General features: G+C 64.0%; 16 protein-coding genes. 12 read left to right on the plus strand and 4 right to left on the minus strand.

The window, feature by feature from the left end; all coding sequences use genetic code 11:
• The first annotated feature begins 194 nt into the window (after positions 1–194).
• Genes J5251_RS13740 through J5251_RS13755 form a run of 4 tightly spaced genes read left to right on the plus strand, consistent with a single transcriptional unit; the run spans position 195 to position 7180 of the window.
• Positions 195–1775, plus strand: coding sequence for a cytochrome ubiquinol oxidase subunit I (locus tag J5251_RS13740; protein WP_208574262.1), 1581 nt, complete (start codon positions 195–197; stop codon positions 1773–1775).
• A gap of 47 nt (positions 1776–1822) precedes the next feature.
• Entirely contained in the window at positions 1823–2842 is a 1020-nt protein-coding gene (gene cydB / locus J5251_RS13745; RefSeq protein WP_139003723.1) for a cytochrome d ubiquinol oxidase subunit II, read from the plus strand.
• Positions 2839–6189, plus strand: coding sequence for a thiol reductant ABC exporter subunit CydD (gene cydD, locus J5251_RS13750; protein ID WP_240792899.1), 3351 nt, complete (start codon positions 2839–2841; stop codon positions 6187–6189). Before cydB ends, cydD begins: the two co-directional genes overlap by 4 nt.
• A 4-nt stretch (positions 6190–6193) precedes the next feature.
• Positions 6194–7180 carry a GNAT family N-acetyltransferase gene (locus tag J5251_RS13755; protein ID WP_139003722.1) on the plus strand — a complete coding sequence of 329 codons (987 nt, stop codon included), beginning with the start codon at positions 6194–6196 and terminating at the stop codon, positions 7178–7180.
• A 72-nt stretch (positions 7181–7252) separates the two neighbouring features.
• Here the strand turns inward: J5251_RS13755 and J5251_RS13760 are convergent, their stop codons facing one another.
• Positions 7253–7771, minus strand: a complete 519-nt coding sequence (locus tag J5251_RS13760) for a DinB family protein (RefSeq protein ID WP_139003721.1) — start codon at positions 7769–7771, stop codon at positions 7253–7255.
• 222 nt (positions 7772–7993) lie between these two features.
• On the opposite strand from J5251_RS13760, the gene J5251_RS20375 reads away from it, so the two are divergent.
• Positions 7994–9724: an HNH endonuclease gene (locus J5251_RS20375; protein ID WP_244250675.1), complete on the plus strand. Its 1731-nt coding sequence runs from the start codon at positions 7994–7996 to the stop codon at positions 9722–9724.
• Positions 9725–9747: 23 nt separating this feature from the next.
• On the opposite strand, the gene J5251_RS13770 is transcribed toward J5251_RS20375, so the two are convergent.
• The gene (locus tag J5251_RS13770; protein ID WP_139003720.1) at positions 9748–12228 is read right to left on the minus strand and encodes a DNA gyrase/topoisomerase IV subunit A; all 2481 of its coding nucleotides are present in this window, start codon (positions 12226–12228) and stop codon (positions 9748–9750) included.
• Between the two features lie 47 nt (positions 12229–12275).
• On the opposite strand from J5251_RS13770, the gene J5251_RS13775 reads away from it, so the two are divergent.
• The 3 genes from J5251_RS13775 to J5251_RS13785 are packed head-to-tail and all read left to right on the plus strand — an operon-like array spanning position 12276 to position 16893.
• Entirely contained in the window at positions 12276–14984 is a 2709-nt protein-coding gene (locus J5251_RS13775) for a GNAT family N-acetyltransferase (protein WP_208574263.1), read from the plus strand.
• Between the two features lie 48 nt (positions 14985–15032).
• Positions 15033–15698 (plus strand): DUF5998 family protein, encoded by a 666-nt coding sequence (locus tag J5251_RS13780; RefSeq protein WP_208574264.1) that lies wholly within the window; start codon positions 15033–15035, stop codon positions 15696–15698.
• A gap of 1 nt (position 15699) precedes the next feature.
• A complete protein-coding gene (locus J5251_RS13785; RefSeq protein WP_208574265.1) occupies positions 15700–16893 on the plus strand; it encodes an alkaline phosphatase family protein in 1194 nt (397 codons plus the stop codon).
• Between the two features lie 65 nt (positions 16894–16958).
• Here the strand turns inward: J5251_RS13785 and sepH are convergent, their stop codons facing one another.
• Positions 16959–18212, minus strand: coding sequence for a septation protein SepH (sepH, locus tag J5251_RS13790; protein WP_139003818.1), 1254 nt, complete (start codon positions 18210–18212; stop codon positions 16959–16961).
• A 302-nt stretch (positions 18213–18514) separates the two neighbouring features.
• Here sepH and J5251_RS13795 point away from each other — a divergent pair, with 302 nt between their 5' ends.
• On the plus strand, positions 18515–18814 hold the full coding sequence (locus J5251_RS13795) for a DUF4193 domain-containing protein (protein WP_139003716.1): 300 nt from the start codon (positions 18515–18517) through the stop codon (positions 18812–18814).
• A gap of 115 nt (positions 18815–18929) precedes the next feature.
• Here J5251_RS13795 and J5251_RS13800 read toward each other — a convergent pair whose 3' ends face one another.
• A complete protein-coding gene (locus J5251_RS13800) occupies positions 18930–19430 on the minus strand; it encodes a DUF3093 domain-containing protein (protein ID WP_139003715.1) in 501 nt (166 codons plus the stop codon).
• A gap of 199 nt (positions 19431–19629) precedes the next feature.
• Here J5251_RS13800 and dut point away from each other — a divergent pair, with 199 nt between their 5' ends.
• The 3 genes from dut to J5251_RS13815 are packed head-to-tail and all read left to right on the plus strand — an operon-like array spanning position 19630 to position 21248.
• A complete protein-coding gene (gene dut / locus J5251_RS13805) occupies positions 19630–20058 on the plus strand; it encodes a dUTP diphosphatase (protein ID WP_240792913.1) in 429 nt (142 codons plus the stop codon).
• 58 nt (positions 20059–20116) lie between these two features.
• Positions 20117–20899 (plus strand): DUF3710 domain-containing protein, encoded by a 783-nt coding sequence (locus J5251_RS13810; protein WP_139003713.1) that lies wholly within the window; start codon positions 20117–20119, stop codon positions 20897–20899.
• A complete protein-coding gene (locus tag J5251_RS13815; RefSeq protein ID WP_139003712.1) occupies positions 20892–21248 on the plus strand; it encodes a hypothetical protein in 357 nt (118 codons plus the stop codon). The genes J5251_RS13810 and J5251_RS13815 overlap by 8 nt, the downstream gene beginning before the upstream one ends.
• Positions 21249–21251: the final 3 nt, after the last annotated feature.

Here is a 21251-nt window from a genome sequence, read left to right on the forward strand (position 1 = left end):
GTATTTCCTTCGTCCTACCAAACTAGCTGCTCGCCCCGGCGGCTCGGGCCGCCGGGATGTGGTCTCACTCTCTAATTTACCGCGTTTGTAGAAATTGTTCTACACTACGTAGAAAGTTGTATTTCTACGGCTTGTAGAAATGTTTCCCGCCGACGCCTTAGCCTGTGCCGGCTCGTCCCGAAGGGGTATTTATCGTGGAAGCCCTGGAAATCGCCCGCTGGCAATTCGGCATCACCACCGTCTACCACTTCCTGATGGTGCCGTTGACTATCGGTCTCGGTCTAGTGGTTGCCGTCATGCAGACGGCCTGGTGCCGGACCGGCAAGGACCAGTACCTGCGGATGACGAAGTTCTGGGGCAAACTTTTCCTGATCAACTTTATTATGGGTGTGGCCACCGGCCTGGTGCAGGAATTCCAGTTCGGCATGGCGTGGAGTGAGTACAGCCGCTTCGTCGGAGATGTCTTCGGTGCTCCGCTGGCGCTGGAATCGCTGCTGGCCTTCTTCGTCGAGTCGATCTTCCTGGGCCTGTGGATCTTCGGCTGGGGCCGGCTGCCTAAAGCCATCCACCTGCTGAGCATCTGGGCTGCATCGCTGGCCACCATGGGCTCGGCCTACTTCATCCTCGCGGCCAACTCCTGGATGCAGCACCCAGTCGGCGTCGAAATGATCGACGGCCGTCCGGTGATGGTCGATATCTGGGCCGTCCTCACCAACAACACGCTGCTGGTGGCCTACCCGCACACCCTTTTCGGAGCGTTCTCCGTGGCCGGTAGCTTCCTGCTCGGCATTAGCTGGTACCACCTGTGGAAGCGCCGCCGCGACGGGATCGATACCGTGGGTGCCGACGGCAAGGTCATCGTGGGCTCCAGGCCTGCCATCGGCCGCGACGCCGCGGATCATAAAGTCTGGCTGCGCTCCCTGCGGATCGGCGCCGTCGTCGCTATGGTTTCGTTCGGCGGAGTTGCCCTGACCGGCGACCTGCAGTCCAAGCTCATGTTCGAGCAGCAGCCAATGAAGATGGCTGCGGCCGAGGCAGCGTGCCACGACGGGACGGGTTTCTCGATCCTCTCTGTGGGCGATCTAGGCTCCAACAGTTGCGATGACCTGGTTGCAGTTGTCGAACTGCCGGGGCTGCTGTCTTTCCTGGCCAACGGTGATTTCACTACCGACATCCGCGGGATCAATTCGCTGCTGCCCGAGTACCAGGAAAAATTCGGGACACATTTGCCGGACAACCCGATCTACGGTGAGCGCGCCGGAGCTGAGATTGACTATGTCCCGGTCATGGAGGTCACCTACTGGGGTTTCCGGATGATGATTACCTTCGGCATGCTGGCGGCGGGCGCCGCACTGGTTGCGCTGTGGATCGTCCGCCGCGGCACCGTGCCGGAATCCAAGTGGCTGATGCGCCTGGCTGTGTTCGGAATCCTGGCCCCGTTCGGCGCCAACTCGGCCGGCTGGATTTTTACGGAAATGGGCCGCCAGCCTTTCGTTGTCGCACCCAACCCTGATCCGGACGGCGTCGACAATGTCTTCATGTTCACGGCGGCTGCGGTCTCGCCGGGCGTCTCGCTGGCCGAGCTCGTCTTCTCGCTGTCGGCTTTCGCCCTGGTCTACGGCGTGCTGCTGGTGGTGGAAGTGAAGCTGCTCTTCGCCTATTGCCGTGGCGGGGTGCCGTCAGCCATGCCCGAGCTGCTGCACGAAGACAAAGACGGCGACGAAGGCAGCGGCGAGCGGAAGGACGACGACGATGTGCTCGCCTTTGCTTACTGAGGACAACCGCCCGGTCGTATCCGATATGGACAGTCTGGAGAACTGAAATGGAAACCCTGCCCACTCTCTGGTTCATCATCATCGCCTTCTTCTGGACCGGCTATCTGTTCCTGGAGGGCTTTGACTTAGGCGTCGGGATGCTCATGCGCGGTTTTGCCCGTAACAACACCGAGCGCCGGGTGCTGCTGAATACTGTGGGGCCGGTTTGGGACGGCAATGAAGTCTGGCTGGTCACCGCAGGTGCAGCAACCTTCGCTGCCTTCCCGCACTGGTACGCCTCGCTTTTCGCAGGCCTGTATCTGCCGTTGGTCTTCGTGCTGCTCGCGCTCATCTTCCGCGCGGTTGCTTTCGAGTACCGCGGCAAGATGGACTCCGCCCGCTGGCGCAGCGTCTGGGACTGGGCAATTGTCCTCGGCTCCCTCGTGGCCGCCTTTGGCGTCGGAGCCATGCTGGCCCTGACCACGACCGGGCTGCCGCTGAATGCCAACGGGGACCGGGTGGGTGGGCCCTTTGCCTGGTTCAACGGCTACGCGGTCCTCGGCGGTCTGGCAGTCGTCTTGTTCTGCGTCGTGCACGCTGCGGCGTTTCTGGCGCTCAAGACTGCCGGCGACATCCGGATCCGCGCCCGCAAGCTGTTGCTTCGGTGGCTGCCTATCGCCCTGCTCCCGCTGGCGCTATGGGCCATCGCCGTCGTGTTGGCCGGAGGCAAATCCGTCACCTATGTGACCTTGCTGCTGGCCGTCCTCGGGGCTGCGTTCGCATGGATCATGGCCCGCCGGGAACGGGACGGTTGGAGTTTCGGTGGCCTGGGGGTCTTCCTGCTGGCGGGCACCGCGACCATTTTCACTGCGGTATACCCGAACGTGCTGCCGTCCACCATCGACTCTGCCTACAATCTGACCGTCAGCTCCGCTTCCTCTTCGGATTACACCTTGGGCGTGATGAGCGTTATCGCCGCCTTCGGGATTCCCGCAGTATTGGTCTACCAGGGCTACACCTACTGGGTCTTCCGTAAACGTGTCAGTGCTTCGTCGATCCCGGCTGCCCACGCCGTCGTTCCGCAGTGAAGCCCCTGCTTCCGGTCAGTGCCACGAGCAGGAGGGCGCTCTACCTGCTGGGCCTGCTCGCAGCATGCAAGGCGGTCGGTCTCATCCTGCTGGCCGAGGCCGTTGCCGCCGGAATCGCCGGGCTGGCGGCCGGAGAACTCGACTGGCAGCACCTCATGCTGCTGGGAGCAGGCGGAGCAGTTTTGCGTTCGCTGGCCGTCTGGGCCCAGGAAACAGTGGCCCAACGCGCTGCTGCCGGTGTCAAGCAGGAACTGCGCGCGGACCTGGCCCGGCGAATTATTGACGACGGCGGAGCCAGCGCCGTCGCCGGGAGCGGCGCCCTGACCGTCCTGGTGACGCGCGGTCTGGATTCGCTGGATAACTACTACAGCAAGTACCTTCCCGCCTTGGTGACCTGCGCCGTCGTGCCTCTGCTTGTTGGCCTGCGCATTCTTGGTGCGGACTGGGTCAGCGCGCTGGTAGTGGTGCTGACTATCCCGCTGGTGCCGGTCTTCATGATTCTGATCGGCCAGCACACCGAGGACAAGGCCCAGGAAGCCGCCGCGGCGCTGGACCGGCTCTCGGACCACCTGCTGGAACTGGCCCGCGGGCTGCCGGTGCTCGTGGGGCTCGGCCGTGCCGCGGCCCAGACGAGGGCGCTGAGCGACGTTGCCGCCGAGTACCGCAGCCGCACCCTGGCCACCCTGCGTGTCGCGTTCCTGTCTTCGCTGGCCCTGGAACTGATTGCCACGATCTCGGTGGCCGTGGTCGCGGTGTTCATCGGCGTGCGGCTGGTGCACGGCGAGATGCCGCTCGAAGCCGGTTTGCTAGCCCTGATTCTGGCTCCCGAGTGCTACCAGCCGCTTCGCGATCTGGGCAGCGCGCACCATTCCAGCGAGGACGGACTCGAAGCGCTCAAACGCAGCAGCGCCGTTCTCGACTCGCCCGCGGGCCGGCCGCTGCTGTCCGCGACTGCGCAAACGGGCTCGGAGGGCATCACCGTGTCGAACTTGAGCATCCGCTACCCGAAGCGTGCGGAAGCGGTTGTCGATGGGCTGGACTTCACCGTGCCTGCAGGCGGAATCGTGGCCCTGATCGGCTCCAGCGGCTGCGGTAAAACTTCTGTCTTGGAAGTGCTCGCTGGCGTTCGGCGGGACGGGGCGGGCGTCGTGGTTGCCGGCTCCGTGGCAGGAGTGGGCCGAGACCAGATTGCCTGGATTCCGCAGCATCCGGTGCCGGCGCAGCTGACGGTAGCGGACGAGATCGCACTGTATGCCGGCCTGTCGGCGTCTTCGGCGGGGAGACGGGCTGCCGAGCGGGCGCTGGCACAGGTCAACGGGGCGGGGTTGATCGACGCTGCCACCGGCGACCTGAGCCCGGGCGAACTGCGGCGCGTCGCCGTGGCCCGCGCTCTGGCCCGGGTAGACAACGTGCCCGGGGTGCGGTTGCTGCTGGCAGACGAACCGACCGCCCACGTCGACGCCGTCAGTGCCCGTGCCATCGAAGACGCCCTGAAGCGGCTGCGCGGACGCATCACCATAGTTCTGGTGGCACACGATCCGGCTACCGCAAGACTTGCGGACCAGTTGATCCAGATCGGTGCCGGCACCAGTCCGGGGGGCGGACTAACGCATCCGGCCCCGGCGCCGTCCGGACCGGAAACCGAAGCGGCTGTCGCTGTTCATAGCGCTGTAAATGAGGGCCAGCCTGCCCAGCGGCCGTCCCTGTGGCGGAACCTCGCCCTGCTCCGGCCCTGGAGCAGGCAGTTTGTGGCCGCCCTTTTCTTCGGACTGGGCGCGACGCTGTTCGCGGTCTCGTTGAGCGGCTTGTCCGGCTGGCTCATCGTTTATGCCAGTGAACAGCCGCCGATCCTGTACCTGATAACCTCCATCGTCGGTGTGCGTTTCTTCGGCCTGGGCCGTTCCGTGCTGCGTTACCACGAGCGCCTGCGTCTGCATGATGCCGTGTTCGAAAGTACGGACCGGCTGCGGACCCGCTTGTGGAACGGGCTGCTGCAGCGTCCGGCAGGCTGGCGGAAACTTGCACGGGGCGGCGGAGCGCTGGAACGGCTGATCGGCGACGTCGATGAACTGCGCGACATCGCCCCGCGTGCGGTCTTCGCGCCGTTGGTGGGGGTCTTGACCGCCCTGGCCTCGTGCGTGGCTACCGCACTGCTGATGCCGTCAGGCCTGGTGTGGCAGATTCTGCTCGCCGTCGTCGGAATTCTGGTGGCGCCCACCCTGACCCGCCTGGCCGACCGTTCGGCGCAGGCCGCGACCGTGGGCTTGAAAGGGCAGTCGCTGAACGCTTTCGCACGGCTGCTGGGCGCCGCAGCGGATCTGCGGGCCAATGCTGCGGATGCCTCGTTGTTGAAACGGACTCAGGACCTTGATTCCAGCACGACGTCGGCGCTGCAGCACAGTGCGTGGGCGCAGGGACTCGGCCAGTGCGTAACCGTCCTGGCCTGTTCGATCAGCGCCGTCGTGATGATCACCCAGTCCGCTGGAACAGTGCCCGGAGCTGCCGCCGTCGTGATTTTGATGCAGTTGGCGCTGGTCGAGCCGTACGCCGCAGTTAATACCGCCGTCCAGCAATGGGGCGCCTGGCGTGGGCTGGGGGAGCGCGTGCTGCCGGAACTGGGCACCGAGGAGATCCCCTCCAGCAGCACCGAGGATTCCCTGGTGCATGGAGAGTTCGACTCGCTCCGCCTCGAGCAGGTTGCTTACACCTATCCGGGGCAGTCCCACCCCGTGTTCAGCGGGCTGGACCTTCAGCTGCGGCCGGGGCAGTGGCTGGCGGTGACGGGCCCTTCCGGCAGCGGGAAGTCCACCCTGCTAGGCGTGCTGCTCGGGTTCCTTAATCCGAAGCAGGGCCGGTATCTGGTGAACGGCAAGCCGGTCGAGTCCGCTAAACCCGGTGCCGGCAGAGGCATTGCTTGGACTCCGCAGGAGGCCCATTTGTTCAACTCGACTTTGCGCGCCAACCTGATGCTGGCGCGCAGTAAAGCCGATCCTCCGTCGGAGACTGAGCTGCTCAAGGCGATTGACGACGTCGGCCTCGGTAGTTTCGTGGCAGGTCTGCCGGAGGGACTTGATACCCGTATTGGGCCGAACGGACATTTCCTTTCCGGTGGTCAGCGCCAGCGTGTCGCCGTGGCCCGTGCATTGCTGACCCACGCGGAGGTGCTTCTGCTGGATGAGCCGACGGCGCATTTGGACCGCGAATCTGCGGAGGCGCTGCTGGCCGACCTTCGCCGGGCGCTTACAGGAAAGGCGGTAGTCATGGTTACGCACCGGCCGTCCGAGGCGGAGTCCTGCGAGCTGCGGCTGGAACTGGGTTCCCCGGCGCCGCTGCCTGCCTTAGCCTAAAGGCATGAGCAGCCCCGCGCTTCCTGACTACCTCGACGTCCGCCTGGACTGGCGGCCTATGACACCAGCCGACATCGACAACTGGCATGCCTTGATCCGGCGCATGGCCGAAGTGGATAAACCGGTGTGGGTTGAAACGCGCGCGGACCTTGAAGAGGCCTTTGAGTCCGCCGCCAACGATCCGGCCGTGACCACCCTGATAGGGACTGACGCCGACGGGACCGCCCGCGCCGTCGGAAAGGTCAGGGCCAACGCCGGCTCGGCCACGGCATACACATGGGGCGGCGTAGATCCGCAGTGGCGTCGACGCGGGATCGGGCGGGCGGTCTACCGCTGGCAGGAAGAATGCCAGCGCCGTCGGTTCCTGGACGCCGGAATAAGTGGTGGTGTCCTACGCACGTATACAGAGGAACGGGACCAAGGGCACAACGCGCTGATGGGGACCGTTGGCGCGAAGGTCGTCCGCTATTTCACGGAGATGACCCGGCCACTTGCTGATCCGATACCGGATCTGCCGCTGCCCGATGGCTATGTCTTCGCTACTCTCGATCCGGATAAGAGCGAAGCGGTACGATCCGCGCACAATGAGGCTTTTGCCGACCACTGGGGCAGCGAGCCAAAGGACGAGCAGAAATGGAGCTTTCTAGTGAGCCACCCGCAGCTCAAGCCTGAATGGAGCATGTCCATTGTCGAGACTGCTACCGGGGAAACAGTCGCGTACCAGTTGGCCAGTTTTGATCCGGACTACCGCCTGCAGGCCGGGCATGACGAAGGATTCACCGACCTGCTCGGCGTCCGGCGGGCCTGGCGCGGCCGGAAGTTCGCGCCGGCCCTGCTGGCTGAGGCCATGCGCCGCTTCAAAGCCGGCGGAATGGCGAACGCCGGGCTGGGCGTAGACACCGAAAATCCGAGCGGCGCCCTGGGCCTTTACAGCCGGATGGGTTACGTGCCGACCAAGAGGGACCTGGCCTACGACAAGCAGCTCACCTGACCTGAACAACGTCCGCTGGCTTGGTGTGAGTTGCCTTGGTATGAATTGCCGGATGGAAGCGTTGGCCGGGAGTCAGCCGTTGACGTCGTGCAGGTGATGGAGCACGTCGTGCAGAAAATATGCGCCCAGACTGGTTACGGTGAAGACCGAGCCGTTACTGCGCACGCCCTGGCGTTCCCACTGATCGACTACGACGGCGTCGAAGGCACCCGAAACGGACAGAGCGGCGTCTTCAAGCTCTTGTGACACCTCGCTCGGATCCTGCAGACCATAGCCGTCCTCGACGGCCGCGGCATCCTGGTCCCAGTCAGCGAAGCTAGGATTCATGCGCGACAGCATCAAGGCCAAGCGATCTTCGAAGACCCTGCAGACATCGCGGACATGGGCGCCGTACTCCAAGCCGGACCATACCGACTCGTCTCCGCGCTTTGCGACTTGCGGACGGGCGAGCACGGATTGCCATCGGGGGATGCTCTCCCGGACAGCAGGACCTATCCGGTCCGGCGTAACGCCCGTGGGGTCAAAATGACAGTCCGGGCATGCCTGCTTGGTAACCCAAGTCCAATCTTTTGTGTCAGGAATGATCGCCATGCGGCCAGTCTATCCAGCAGGTACTAGCCTGGCGCGGGCTCGTGAGGACAATGTGGCGACGACCGGGCACCAGGCACACCTCCTGCTTCGCGCTGGAGTCGAGCTGGCGTTGTTCCGCCACATACCACCGACATATCGTTCCTACCTAGCGCCGCCGTTCTGGTTATCCACCGCCGGACTAACCGCTTGTGGTCTCCCTCACGCCCCGGTAGAATCGAATGTATGTTCGAGTCAATCGTTCCAGCAGAGATGGGGCCGGTGACGCCGGTTCCCGGCGACGCGGGTGCGGTGCTGGTCCGCGGCTGGGCCGCCGGGCTTTCGGACTTGGATCAGGAGGTTTCCGAGGGGGTGCGGATTGACCGGATCACCGCGATGGAGGAACTCAAGGCCGCCCTGGCTGCCGCGCAGGCCCGGGAGACGGAGGCGTTTGTGGCCTCCCGCCGGGAGGCCCGGGCCGCGGCCGGGATTTCCGCGGAGAAGCGGGGGCGGGGGCTGGCGAAGGAGGTCGGCCTGGCCCGGAAGGACTCCCCGAACCGGGGCGGTAGGCATCTGGGCATGGCGACCACGTTGGTCAGGGAAATGCCGTACACCTATCAGGCGCTGGCCCAGGGCCGGCTGAATGAGTGGCGGGCGACCATCCTGGTCCGCGAGACTGCCTGCCTGGCGGTGGAAGACCGTGCCGCGGTGGACCGGGAACTGTGTGCTGATCCGGCGACGCTGCAAGGGTGCGGGGATCAACGGATCGGGGCGCTGGCGAAGCAGGCCGCGCTGCGGCTGGATCCGCACGCGGTGGTCCGCCGGGCCGCGAAAGCCGAAACCGGACGCCATGTTTCCTGCCGTCCGGCGCCGGACACCATGGCCTACGTGAGTGCCCTGCTTCCGGTGGTGCAGGGCGTGGCCGTTACCGCCGCGCTGGTCAAGGCGGCCGACCGGTTGAAGGCGCAGGGCGATGAACGCGGCCGGGGCCAGCTGATGGCCGACATCCTCGTCGAACGCGTTACCGGCCAGCCCGCCGAGAGCCCGGCGAAAATCGAGGTGCAGCTGGTCATGACCGACCGCACCCTGTTCCAAGGTGACTCCGAGCCGGCCCACCTGGCCGGGTACGGCATCGTCCCCGCGCAATGGGCCCGCGACCTCCTCCGCACCGAGAACACCGACCACGAGAACGCGAACGGCCGCGAGGCCGGCCCCGCCGCCGCCGGCCACCCGATCAAAGGTGCCGCAGAGGGGTCTGGCGAAGCCGTTGCCGGCCCCGCGGATGCCGGCACCGGGAACGGCGCTACGGGTTCCGGCCCGCCAAAAACGGACGAACGAATACCGCCGACCGGACCTCCGGGCTCCAGACGTGACCCCGGCGGTGCAGGCGATGCGGCCGAGGTGGAAGTGTGGGTGCGCCGGCTATACACGGCCCCGGGTACCGGGCAGCTGCTCGGGATGGATTCGCGGGCACGGCTGATGCCGGCCGGAATGCAGCGGGTGATCCAGGCCCGGGACCAGCTCTGCCGCACGCCCTGGTGCGACGCGCCGATCCGCCACCACGACCACGTCGTGCCCTGGCGCAACGCCGGGGACACCAGCGAGGTCAATGGGCAAGGCCTATGCGAAGCATGCAACCTCGCGAAGGAAGCCGACGACTGGCACGCCCAAACCGTCCCCGGCCCACGGCACACCGTGGAAACCACCACCCCCACCGGGCACACCTACCAATCCACCGCACCAGCACTACCCGGCACACCACCGGCACCGGCAACAGAGCAGCCGGACGAGCTGCCGGAGCCGGCACTCAATCAGCACTTGAAGGCGCTGTCGCCCGATGAGGAATCAGTGCCTGTGCCACAGGAAGCGCCGCTCCTCAAGATGGTGGAAGAACTAGCTGCCGAGGAACCACTCACATCTGCGGTAAATCGCGCTATCACCGGATGCGTTGATTTCATCTACTACCGGGCGGCGTGACCGGCGAAGGGCCGTATCGTCCGTCAGGACAGGCTAGGACCGACAGCTTCCACCGTCTGCGACAAGGGAATGCCGGAGCCGTCCCGGCGCCCATGTTCGGTGGGCAGGGAACGGGTTACACCGCTGGCTGCGGAGGCCTTCGCCGGACCATGGCCTGCCCAGCCCAAGCTGAGCTGGTCTTCGCCCTTGAGGAAGCGATGCGCCCTCACTCCGGCGGTGGCCCTGCCCTTCGCCGGGAATTCCTCAAGTGCGGTGACCTTCACAGATCCCGGAGACGTGCCAGGCAAGGCTTGCGCTGTTGTAGCAATAGTGACGACTACGGCGGCGGCATCGTCAGGATCTACGGCGCCGAAGAACACCACCTCGTCGTCTTCAGTCAGCTTGATGCCTGCCATGCCACCAGCTGTGCGGCCTTGAGGCCGGACTGTGGCCGCGGGGAAGCGCAAGAACCGGGCTTGCCTGGTCATGAAGACTAGGTCATCGCCCTCGGCAGCTGCTGTTACGCCCACGATATAGTCCTTGGGCTTGAGTGAAATGATGTCCCAATCCTCACGGTTGAGTGGATAGTCCGGGCTAACCCGCTTGACTATGCCTCGTGCCGTGCCAATGGCGAGAACAGCATTCAGCGGCGCTAAGGCCACCAAAGTTTCACCCTTGGCCAGCGTGATGAATTCGCGAGCAGAGACACCGCCGGTCAAATTCGGAATTCCTGCGGACGGGGCGAGGGCCGGCATGTCCACGACCTGCAACCGGAGCATACGTCCCAAGGACGTGACGGCGGCAATCTCGGCCCGCGCCGAGGTTTTGACCACTGACGTGAACACGTCGTGCTTGATGCGTTGGCCGCCGTCGAGCAATTCATCCTGATTAGCAGTTCGTGCTAATTGTCCCGAAGCCGAGAGAATCACCCAGCAGGGATCGTCGGCGATTTCCAGCTGGACGGGTAGTTTGGTTCCTTTTTTGCCTGCAGGTGCCGCGGTTGCACCGGTAAGAGCGCCTGTGGCTTCCGATTCGAGCAGGATCGTTCGGCGGGGAGTGGCGTATTTCGCCGCGACTTCGCCGAGTTCATCCGAAACCAGCTGGCGCAGTTTGGACTCGGAGTTCAGTATTTCTTCCAGCGCCTCAATCTCCTGGCGCAGCTGCTCCTGCTCCTTCTCCAGCTCGATGCGGGAGAACTTGGTCAGCTGCCGCAGCCTCAGTTCAAGGATGTGGTTGGCCTGGATTTCCGTGAGGTCAAAGACCGCGATAAGGCGCTGCCGTGCTTCGGCAGTTTCTTCGGAAGCACGGATGATCTGGATGACTTCGTCGATATCGACGATTGCGATGAGAAGACCCTCAACCAGATGCAGGCGGTCCTTCTTTTTGCCTAGCCGGAAAACCGTGCGTCTGCGGACCACATCGATGCGGTGGTCCACGTAGACCTGCAGCAACTCCAAGAGCCCCAGTGTCCGGGGCTGGCCCTCTACCAGCGTGACGTTGTTAATGCCGAAGGAATCCTCCATCGGCGAATAGCGGTACAGCTGCTGCAGGACGGCGTTCGGGTTGAAACCGTTCTTGAGTTCAATGACCAAGCGCAGGCCATGGTTGCGGTCGGTGAGGTCAACGATGTCGCTGATGCCCTGAAGTTTCTTGGACGTCACCGCGTCTTTGATCTTTTCGATGACCTTCTCGGGACCAACCATGTAGGGCAGTTCGGTCACGACGAGCCCGGTCCGCCGGGCGGTGAGTTGTTCGACCTGGACGGTGGCCCGGGTCTTGAAGGAGCCCCGGCCCGTGGCATAGGCGTCCCGGATACCGTCAAGGCCGACAATCTTGCCGCCCGTGGGGAGATCGGGACCCGGTACGAAGCGCATGATGTCGTCTAGCTGCGCGTCCGGATTCTGGATCAGGTGCTGCGCTGCGCCAATAACCTCACCGAGGTTGTGCGGGGCCATATTGGTGGCCATACCGACGGCGATGCCGGAGGAGCCGTTGACCAGCAGATTGGGAAATGCAGCCGGGAGGACTTCCGGCTGCATGATCTGGTTGTCGTAGTTGGGCACGAAGTCGACGACATCTTCGTCAAGATGATCCGTCAGTGAGAGCGCCGAGGCGGCGAGCCGGGCCTCGGTGTATCGGGGTGCCGCAGGTCCATCGTCGAGCGAACCGAAGTTGCCGTGTCCGTCGATCAGCGGCATACGCAGTGCAAACGCCTGTGCCATGCGCACCATTGCGTCGTAGATGGCGGTGTCGCCGTGCGGGTGCAGCTTACCCATGACTTCACCGACAACACGTGCCGACTTAACATGCCCGCGGTCCGGGCGAAGGCCCATCTCGCTCATCATGTACAGAATGCGCCGTTGCACGGGTTTCAGGCCGTCACGGGCGTCAGGCAAAGCGCGTGAATAAATCACCGAATAGGCGTACTCCAGGAACGAGCCTTCCATCTCGGCCGTGACATCTATGTCAACGATGTTCTCGGTGTAGTCCGGTTCGTCCTGAACGGTCTTCTGTCGACGGGCCATGTGAAAAGCTCGGGTCCTTACTGCTTATTAACGGTTACAGTGAGTCTATGGTGGAAGAGGCGCAAACCCCGGACTATCCAGAATACTGGGAAGCTGATGTCGTCCTTCGAGACGGCGGTACAGCGCATTTACGCCCCATCGTCCCGGAGGATGCAGAGGCTCTTCAGGCCTTCCACGTGGGTCAGTCGGAGAGCTCGATCTACCTGCGTTTCTTCACTTACAAGTCCAAGCTCAGCTCACGTGAGCTGGCGCGTTTCACCAACGTGGACTATAGCAACCGCGTGGCCTTTGTCATCACCATTGCCAGCGAAATAATCGGCATCGGCCGGTACGACCGGCTCGATGATCCGGCGGAAGCCGAGGTTGCTTTCAACATAGCTGATACCCATCAGAGCCGTGGTCTCGGATCTATCCTGCTGGAGCATCTGGCCGCCGCCGCCCGGGAGAACGGAATCCGTAAGTTCTCGGCCGAAGTGCTGCCCGAGAATCGGAAGATGATTACCGTTTTCAACGACGCCGGGTATGAGGTCCGGCGTCGTTTTGACGACGGGGTGGTGATGCTTGAGTTCGACATCGACCCCACGGAGCGGTCCAGAGCTGTCATGGAATCGCGCGAACACCGTGCAGAGGCGCGAAGCGTCGCCGCGCTGCTGGCGCCGTCGTCAATCGCTGTCATCGGGGCCAGCCGCGAGTGGGGCAGTGTGGGTTATTCACTGCTGGAACACATCGTGGAGGGCGGTTTCCAAGGGACCGTTTATGCCATCAACCCCCAGGCCTTCGAGCTCGGCGGCCTGGTTTCGTACGCCACAATCGCCGAGGTGCCCGAAGAGGTGCAGTTGGCCATCATCGCCGTTCCCTATGAGCAGGTTCTCAAAGTAGTGCAGGAATGCGCTGATGCCGGCGTCAAGGGCCTCATCGTTGCCACCGGCGGATTTGCCGATGACCGTGTTGAGGGACTGTCCCGCCAGCGGGAGCTGGTCCGCAACGCCCGCGCCAACGGCATGCGGGTGATCGGACCGGCCTCGTTGGGCATCATCAACACCGATCCAAAAGTGTCGCTCAACGCTTCGATGGCGCCGAAACTGCCGAAGCTCGGGCCGTTGGGACTTTTCAGCCAGTCCGCAGCGATCGGCGTGATGCTTTATGCAGCAGCTGCAAGGCGCGGGCTAGGACTATCTTCCACACTTTCGGCCGGGAACCGGGCAGACGTTTCCGGGAACGACGTTATGCAGTACTGGGAGGATGATCCGGCGACCAGCGCCGTCGGCTTGTACCTCGAGTCCTTCGGCAACCCCAGAAAGTTCTCGCGCATCGCCCGGCGGCTCTCCCGGAGCAAACCGGTCATTGTGGCGAAATCAGACCTCATGGGCCTGCAACTGCCGCCGGGGCACCATGTGCGGACCACGCAGGCTCCCCAGGGCGCTCTGGACGCGATGCTGCGCCAGTCCGGAGTCATCCGGGTCGGCACCAATGAAGAACTGATGGACATCGCCCAGATACTCGTGAGCCAGGCGCAGCCACAAGGGCCCGGACTGGCAGTTTTCAGTAATTCGCTGGCACTGGGCAAGGTAGTGGCGGACGCGGCTGCCACTCACGAACTGAAGGTCGCCCGCCTGGAAACGGACTTGGACCTGAACACCGGCCAGTCTGTCGCCTTGGATCTGCTGCGCACGAAGCTGATGGAGGCACTGCGCTCACCCGACGTGCATTCCGCCGTCGTTACTCTTCTGCCCGCCGTCGGACTGGGTACCGATGATGTGGCAAGAGCTCTGCAGGAATGCTCGGCGGAAGCGGGCAAACCGGTGATCGCGGCCTTTACCGGGATTCTTGATCCGGCGGTGCGGGTTGAAGGCCTGCTCGCCGCCGATACCGCCGGTCAAGCCGGTGCGCGTCAGCCTGCCGTCCCCAGCTACTCAAGTCCCGGTGCCGCAATCGCTGCGCTGTCGGCGGTAGTCCGTTACACCGAGTGGCTGGCCAAGGACCAAGGCGAAGTTGTCGAGCCCACCGGGCTGCGCCGTGACGAGGCTGCCGCGCTGATTGACGGCCTCATCGAAGGTGTCTCCGGGGCGCGGCTTGTCAGCACGACGACGGAGCAAGCTGGCGAACTGCTCGCGTGCTACGGGATTTCAGTGCTGCCGGCGGCTGGTTTCACGACGACGGAGGAAGCGGTAGCTGCTGCCGACTCTTTAGGCTGGCCGGTGGCGCTGAAAGCCACTGATGAGCGGCTGCGCCAGCGGCTGGACCTGGGTGGCGTGCGGCTCAATATCGTGAATGCCGAGTCACTCCGCCAAAACATTGAACACATGCGCCAAACTCTCAAGCCGTTTGGGGATATCGGACTGGAGATCCAGGCAATGGCGCCATCCGGCCAGTCCTGCACGGTGCGAGCGATCGAAGATCCGCTGCTGGGGCCGGTCGTGTCCTTCGGGCTGGCAGGTGACGCAGTGAACCTGCTGGGGGACTGGTCCCACCGCATCCCGCCCCTGACTTCGGTGGACGTGGCTGACCTGGTGCGCGGTCCACGCGCGGCCACAAAGCTGTACGGATACCAGGGCCTGCCGGCGGTGGACGTCGCCTCGCTCGAAGACCTCATCAACCGTGTGGCCCTGATGAAGGACGACCATCCGGAAATCGCTTTGCTCGAATTCAACCCCGTCCTGGTGTCGCCGCAGGGTCTGACGGTGCTCAGCGCGGACCTGCGGTTGGCCAACCACGCCCAGCGGACGGACAGTGCGCGCCGCGCGATGCGGGACTGAGAGGGCGCGCAGTTCGCTTTAGCTGACCGGCTGCGCAAAAATGGACTCATGAGCCATTCTTCAACCACCGAACGACGCAGCCTCGACGAGGACCTGAACAGGGCAGGTTTTTACCCCGTTATGGTGGCCGATGTGGTTCATGACGCTCTCGATGAGCGCGAGCCGCTGTCCCACGTGGTGCACTTGGAAACCCATTTTGACCGCAACGAAGTGCACCGCCACATCACCGTCCTTGTACTGACCGAGGACATGCTGGTGATCACCCATGTCGACGACCAGCAGCTCGACGATGCCGGGCAGCAGATGGTTGCCCAGATCTCCACGGAATCGGTTCCGGTCAGCCAGATCCGTTCCGTCGTGCTCAGCTACATCTACGCCCAGCCCCAGGACTACAAGCCATCGGATCAGGCCCGGGAGCTCACGCTGGCTATCGCGTGGTCCGGCGGGCAGCGCCTGGATATGGGACCGGCAGGATGCGCCGATCCGCAGTGCGACGCGGATCACGGCTACACCGGCAACATTGTGCAGGAAGACATTGTCCTGCGGGTCAGCGCCGAAGCGGACGGGGCGCAGGCCGTCCAGAATGCCAAGAGCTTTGCCCGCGCGCTGCGGAAGGTCAATACCTCCACCCCGGTCCCGGTCCGGACCGCGGAAACGGTGCAGCCGCGTCAACGCCTGGGGACCAGGCTGGCCCGCGGACACCACCAGCGCTAGCATGCCGTTGCATCACGAACCGCTGCCCCCGGCACCCGGCTTCGGCCGGGACACCATCGCCGATGTCTTCAGCAGCGCGGCAGCAGCCCTTGACGTACCGGGTTTTGAAAATGTCCTGGGTCTGCCCGGCGCCAGTCGCATCTGTGTAGTCATGGTGGACGGGCTGGGAAAGGCCCTGCTCAACCAGCGCGGCGGGCATGCCCCGTTCCTGCGTAAATGCCTTGAAAACTCGCGCACGCTGCGCAGCGCCTTCCCGTCAACGACGGCGTCGTCGCTCGCCAGTTTAGGGACCGGACTCGAGCCCGGCCTGCACGGCATGGTCGGCTACGACGTGCTGGATCCGGCGCAGGACAAAGTGGTCAACCAGCTGGGTGGCTGGGACGCGGAAGTGGATCCGCGCAAGTGGCAGCCGCATGCCACCGTCTTCGAACGCGCTGCGGAGCACGTGTCCGTTACCACCGTCAGCCTGCCAAAGTTTGCTAACTCCGGCATGACGCAGGCGGCACTGCGCGGCGGAACCTTCATCCCGGCGACCTCGGGTCATGCACGGACCCAGGCCACCGTCGAGGCTCTGTCCGGCCAGGACCGGGCGCTGGTCTATCTGTATTTCAACGAGCTGGACAAGGCGGGGCACCGCTACGGCAGTTCGTCGGCGGAGTGGGGCAATGCCCTGGAGGAGATGGATTCGGACATGCGCCGGCTGGCCGGCCAGTTGCCTCCCGATACGCTGCTCCTGCTGACTGCGGACCACGGCATGCTGGACGTCTCCCGTGAACACCGGTACGACTATTCCCTGCAGCCGGAACTGGTCGAGGGGGTCCGCCACACGGGCGGTGAACCGCGGCTGGTGCATTTGTATCTAGAGCCCGACGCCGGTGCGCGGCAACGTGACAAGCTCACCAAAGCATGGCGTGAGTCGTTCGGCAAGCATGCCTGGATTCTTGATCGGGACGAAGCTGTCGCACACGGACTTTTCGGCCGCGTGGATGCTTCTGTTCTGCCTCGGATCGGGGATCTGATGATCGCGGCCCGGGAACCGATCGCCCTGTACGATACGCGCCGGGTGGCGGAGCGTGCCATGGACGTGGTGGGCCAGCATGGGTCATTGACCCGCGCCGAACGCGAAGTGCCGTTGCTGACGCTGGGCTCAACGGTCCGTTCACTCGGCAAAAAGAACACCGCCAAGGGAAAGTAACAGCAGACGGTCCTGATGGGCTCAGGCCGCCTGCTGTTCCGGGAATGCCGGAGCGGCCGCCCGGATTATTCGTGCTTGGTGCCGAAAACGATCTCGTCCCAGCTGGGAACGCTGGAGCGCTTCGGTTTCATCGACCGCTTGCGCTGCTGCTCTTCGGCCGCGGCCGCATCCGCCGACGCCCCCGCTTCCGCAGGTTCTGCCGGCTCCGCGCTTTGGTCCTGATCGGCAGATGCATGTTCGGAGGCAGCGTCCGATGCCCCAGCCTCGCTGTCTTCCGGCAAGGGAGCACCAGAGACCGTTATTTCCCTAGTCTCCATGCTCACACCCTGATGAAGATCGAGCGAAGAATCGGCTCCGTGGCCAGATGAGGCGAGGCTCAGCGTGAACGGACTGCTCGGCCGCCCGCCGTTGCCGTCTGCATCCGTATCATCCCCGGCCAGGATCCCCTCACGCGGATGGGCGGCGGGGATGCCGCCTTGGGTGAGCAGGAGTGCCAGGGCGTCGTCGGCCTCTTCGTCAACACCGAGCCGCTGGCCACGGCGGGACCGAAGCACTTCCAGCAGGTTATCCGAATCCGTGGTGTCTTCGTCCCCTGTGGCCGAGTCAGTTTCGGGATCAGCTTCGGTGTCTGCCTCGAAGTCGAAGACCCGGTCAGCCACGGCCGTGAGGCGGCGCGCCGGGACAGGGCCGTCCAAAGGCTCAAGTTCGCTGAGTTGCTGCGCCCAGCGGTTGCTGTTCTGCACAGTTTTGCTGGTGGGGCTGTAAAGCCACCTGGCGGGAGGTTCCTCACCGATTGAACCGCTGGCAGCGGCGGGCGGCTCGAAACGGGCAACGATCTCCCAAACGCCGTCCTGACGCCGCCAGGAATCCCATTCCAGTGAGGCCGCGTCAATACCGAATGCGTTCACCCGGTGGGCGACCATTTCCCCAAGGGTGGCGGGAGCGTCTCCGAATGCCGAGCGGTAGCTGTCATGTGACGGCAATGCGGACGCGACCTCGACGCGCTGTGCCTGCTGGACCATATAGTCCCGTTCGGCACGGACCGGTCCTTCATAGCGCAGGATGCGTGCCATATCAAGGCCCGATTCGGCGGCGACTTGTTCCGCAGAGGCTCCGGCCCGGATTCGTGCCTGAATCTCGCGGGGGGACATCGCGGCGCCTCCGCTGTCCGAATCAGCAGCGGGAACCCGCACTGACGGGCGCGCTGCTGCGGAACGGAGTGCTTCATCAATCGCCAAGCGGTAACTTTCCCCGCCGTCGCCGCTCAACAGCAGATGTTCGCCATCCTCATGGACACCCACCAGCCGTAGATCCTGCATGAAAACCCTCCACCAGACGACAATTCCTCCCTGAAACTCTGCCATCGATAGCGCCTAATACCTACTGTTTGGGCGGGTGTGGCGTGCAGTTCGTTGCTGAAGTTTCGCAGTGGGGGCGCTTCCGCTGCCCCCCGGCGAAGGAGGGGTTTGATATTTGGGCTTCGAATAGGCCACAATCTTCGCGTTATGGGCACAAAATCCCCGTCGTGGACGTTGTGATCTGACACATCATCGGGCGTGATGGGCTTGCCGGCCCGGAAGACCGGCTTACAACTGCAACACCGGAGCGTGAAGACACAATTATGGCGACTGATTATGATGCGCCTCGCAAGACCGATGACGAGACCAGCGAGGAATCCATTGCGGAGCTGAAGACCCACCGCACGACCAAGCAGTCCGCCGTCGTAGACGAAGACGAAGCCGAAGCGGCCGAAGGATTCGAACTGCCGGGGGCAGACCTCTCCAGCGAAGAGCTGACGGTGCGCATCATGCCTGCACAGGCAGATGAATTCACTTGTGCATCGTGTTTCCTGGTCCGCCACCGGTCCCAGGTCGCCAGGGAAAAGGATGGGCTCCTGTACTGCAAGGACTGTGAAGGCTGAGCGGCCGAATTTACCGGCGGCAGCGGTTGCCGCAGTAGCGTTTGCCGGCGTACAGGCGCCGCAGGACGATGTGGACACGCTGGCGGCCAGATGATGGCCGCCGGCGGTCCGCTGGTTACTGGTCCTGCGGGTTCGAGAGTGCCGCGACGAGCTGGTTCGGGCGTCGCGTGGAGGTGATCCAGTAAGGGGTCCGGTCCGCCTCGTCGGTGATTTCGATCTTCACAACTGGCTGGATCCAGCCGCGGAAACACATGTAGGCGGTGCCGTTCAGTTCCGTTCCGCGCTGGGCCGTGGCGTCGTCGCCGGTGAAGGCCTCGACGCGGCCGACGAATTCCCGCTCGATCTGCGCCCGGCCCACCTGAAGCGTCGTTTGGGTCACGGTGATCCGCGGTGCCGAAACGATCAGCAGGACCGCCAGAATGACCGCAGCGACCGCTGCTGCAATGTAGCCGGTGGTCAGGCTTATCGGTGCCAACACGAATATCACCGCTCCGGCCGTGCCTGCCGCGATCAGCCAGATCCAGAAGTTCGGCCACAGACGTTCCTGGTAAATGACGGCTCCGGGTGTCCCGGAAGCAGAGCCGGTGTTACCGGCGGGAGTGGCGTTTGTGCTCATAATTCCAGCTTTTCACCTTTCCCGTGGCTTTTCACCTCGGAGGCTGGCGGAGCCGCGGTGCCTGCAGTGCATGACGTAGTTGTTCTGCGCCAAAAGCGTTAGAGTGATGTGCGGAAACTCTCGCGGCAGCAGGCCGCCATCGGCAAGGAAATGGTAGCGAGTGCAGGATATTCAACCCACGCTGAACGTTCAGCTGAAAATGCTCGACGACGGTCTGGAGGCACCGGGCTACGCCCATCCTGGCGACGCCGGGGCTGATCTGCGCAGCCGCATTGACTTCAGGATCGGGCCGGGGGAGCGGATCCTTGTCCCCACCGGTGTGGCCATCGCGCTGCCGCAAGGGTATGTGGCGTTGATTCATCCGCGGTCGGGACTGGCGACCAAACACGGCTTGACCATTGTTAACGCACCGGGCACCGTTGATGCAGGTTACCGCGGCGAGATCGCCGTCACGCTGCTGAATACCGATGCCACCGAGACCCTGACCTTCAAGCGCGGGGACCGCATTGCGCAAATGGTTATCCAGCGCGTAGAGCACGCCGCCTTTGAGCATGTCGACGAACTGCCGGACTCCATTCGGGGAGCCGGAGGGTTCGGGTCGACCGGCGGCTTTACGGCAGCCCAATGAAGCGCCGACCGAGTACAACTGCCGCTGGCCAGCCAGCGGCTTCAGAAAGGACCCGACGATGATCTTTGGGCGCCGCAAGAACAAGAACGAGACGAGCGATCTGCCGGAGACCGCAGCGGAGAGCAACGAAGAGCAGACTCCGGGGGAAGCTTCCGATCCCGCAGTGGACCCGGAACAGGCAGAAGCCGCGCAGACTTTGCCGAAGGCTGCCAAGACCGATGCGGAACTGCGCAACAGCGGTCCCTTCGATAGCGCCGAAAAAGAGACCGATGAGGGATACCTCGATCTCGGCGCGCTGAAAATCCAGCCCCGTGATGGACTCCAGCTACGGCTGGAAGTAGAGGAAAAAACCCAGCGGGTCATTGCCGTAACGCTGGATTTGTCCGGTTCCAGTTTGCAGCTGCAGGCCTTCGCCGCGCCTAAGTCCGAAGGCCTGTGGGAGGAAATCCGCGAACAGCTGGCCTCGTCCATTGGTTCCCAGGGTGGGACCGTCGAGGAGGTAAGCGGGCCGCTGGGGACAGAAGTTGTGGCCAAGCTGCCGGCCCAGACACCGGACGGGAAGCGTGGCTTCCGGGTAGCGCGCTTCATCGGCGTCGACGGTCCGCGTTGGTTCCTGCGCGGAGTTATTGGCGGTGCGGCTGCATTGGACCGGGACAAGGCAGCGGAGCTGGAAGAACTCTTCCGCCAGACCGTTGTAGTCCGGGGCGACCAGCCGTTGCCGCCACGGGATCTGCTGACGCTGCGGTTGCCCAAGGACGCGAGCCTGCGCACGCAGGACGGTCAGCCTGCTCCTGGCTTGACTGCACCGGAGCGCGGACCCGAGATCACCCACATTGGCTAAGGACCGGCGTCCCGATGCCGGGTCCGCCGTCGTTATTCCGTTGGAAGGACTGCCGAAGCGTGGGCGTGTGCGCTCCGTGGGATACGTGGAGTCCATCACGATTCTGCCCGTGGGCCAGGCGCCAAGTTTCTCGGCGGTGCTGACCTCGGCGGGGCCCGGAGTCCGGGCCAGCGAGCCCGGCGCGCAGCAGCGGCCGGCGAGGATCCGTTTGATCTGGCTGGGCCAGCGGCGGGTACCGGGGATCGACGCCGGCATCCGGCTGGGTTTCGAGGGAACCGTGTTCGAAGTCGACGGACTGCCGACGATGTACAACCCGCGCTATGAAATCCAAAGCCTGTTGGAGAATTGAGCC

Source organism: Arthrobacter crystallopoietes (genome assembly GCF_017603825.1).
In the GTDB taxonomy this organism is placed as follows: Bacteria; Actinomycetota; Actinomycetes; order Actinomycetales; family Micrococcaceae; genus Crystallibacter; species Crystallibacter crystallopoietes_B.

Excerpts from the sequence above, each read along its gene's own strand:
- cydB (WP_139003723.1), top strand. The coding sequence starts at position 1,823 with ATGGAAACCCTGCCCACTCTCTGGTTCATCATCATCGCCTTCTTCTGG.
- J5251_RS13755 (WP_139003722.1), top strand. The coding sequence starts at position 6,194 with ATGAGCAGCCCCGCGCTTCCTGACTACCTCGACGTCCGCCTGGACTGG.
- J5251_RS13760 (WP_139003721.1), bottom strand. The coding sequence starts at position 7,771 with ATGGCGATCATTCCTGACACAAAAGATTGGACTTGGGTTACCAAGCAG.
- J5251_RS20375 (WP_244250675.1), top strand. The coding sequence starts at position 7,994 with ATGTTCGAGTCAATCGTTCCAGCAGAGATGGGGCCGGTGACGCCGGTT.
- J5251_RS13770 (WP_139003720.1), bottom strand. The coding sequence starts at position 12,228 with ATGGCCCGTCGACAGAAGACCGTTCAGGACGAACCGGACTACACCGAG.
- J5251_RS13775 (WP_208574263.1), top strand. The coding sequence starts at position 12,276 with ATGGTGGAAGAGGCGCAAACCCCGGACTATCCAGAATACTGGGAAGCT.
- J5251_RS13780 (WP_208574264.1), top strand. The coding sequence starts at position 15,033 with ATGAGCCATTCTTCAACCACCGAACGACGCAGCCTCGACGAGGACCTG.
- J5251_RS13785 (WP_208574265.1), top strand. The coding sequence starts at position 15,700 with ATGCCGTTGCATCACGAACCGCTGCCCCCGGCACCCGGCTTCGGCCGG.
- sepH (WP_139003818.1), bottom strand. The coding sequence starts at position 18,212 with ATGCAGGATCTACGGCTGGTGGGTGTCCATGAGGATGGCGAACATCTG.
- J5251_RS13795 (WP_139003716.1), top strand. The coding sequence starts at position 18,515 with ATGGCGACTGATTATGATGCGCCTCGCAAGACCGATGACGAGACCAGC.
- J5251_RS13800 (WP_139003715.1), bottom strand. The coding sequence starts at position 19,430 with ATGAGCACAAACGCCACTCCCGCCGGTAACACCGGCTCTGCTTCCGGG.
- dut (WP_240792913.1), top strand. The coding sequence starts at position 19,630 with ATGCTCGACGACGGTCTGGAGGCACCGGGCTACGCCCATCCTGGCGAC.
- J5251_RS13810 (WP_139003713.1), top strand. The coding sequence starts at position 20,117 with ATGATCTTTGGGCGCCGCAAGAACAAGAACGAGACGAGCGATCTGCCG.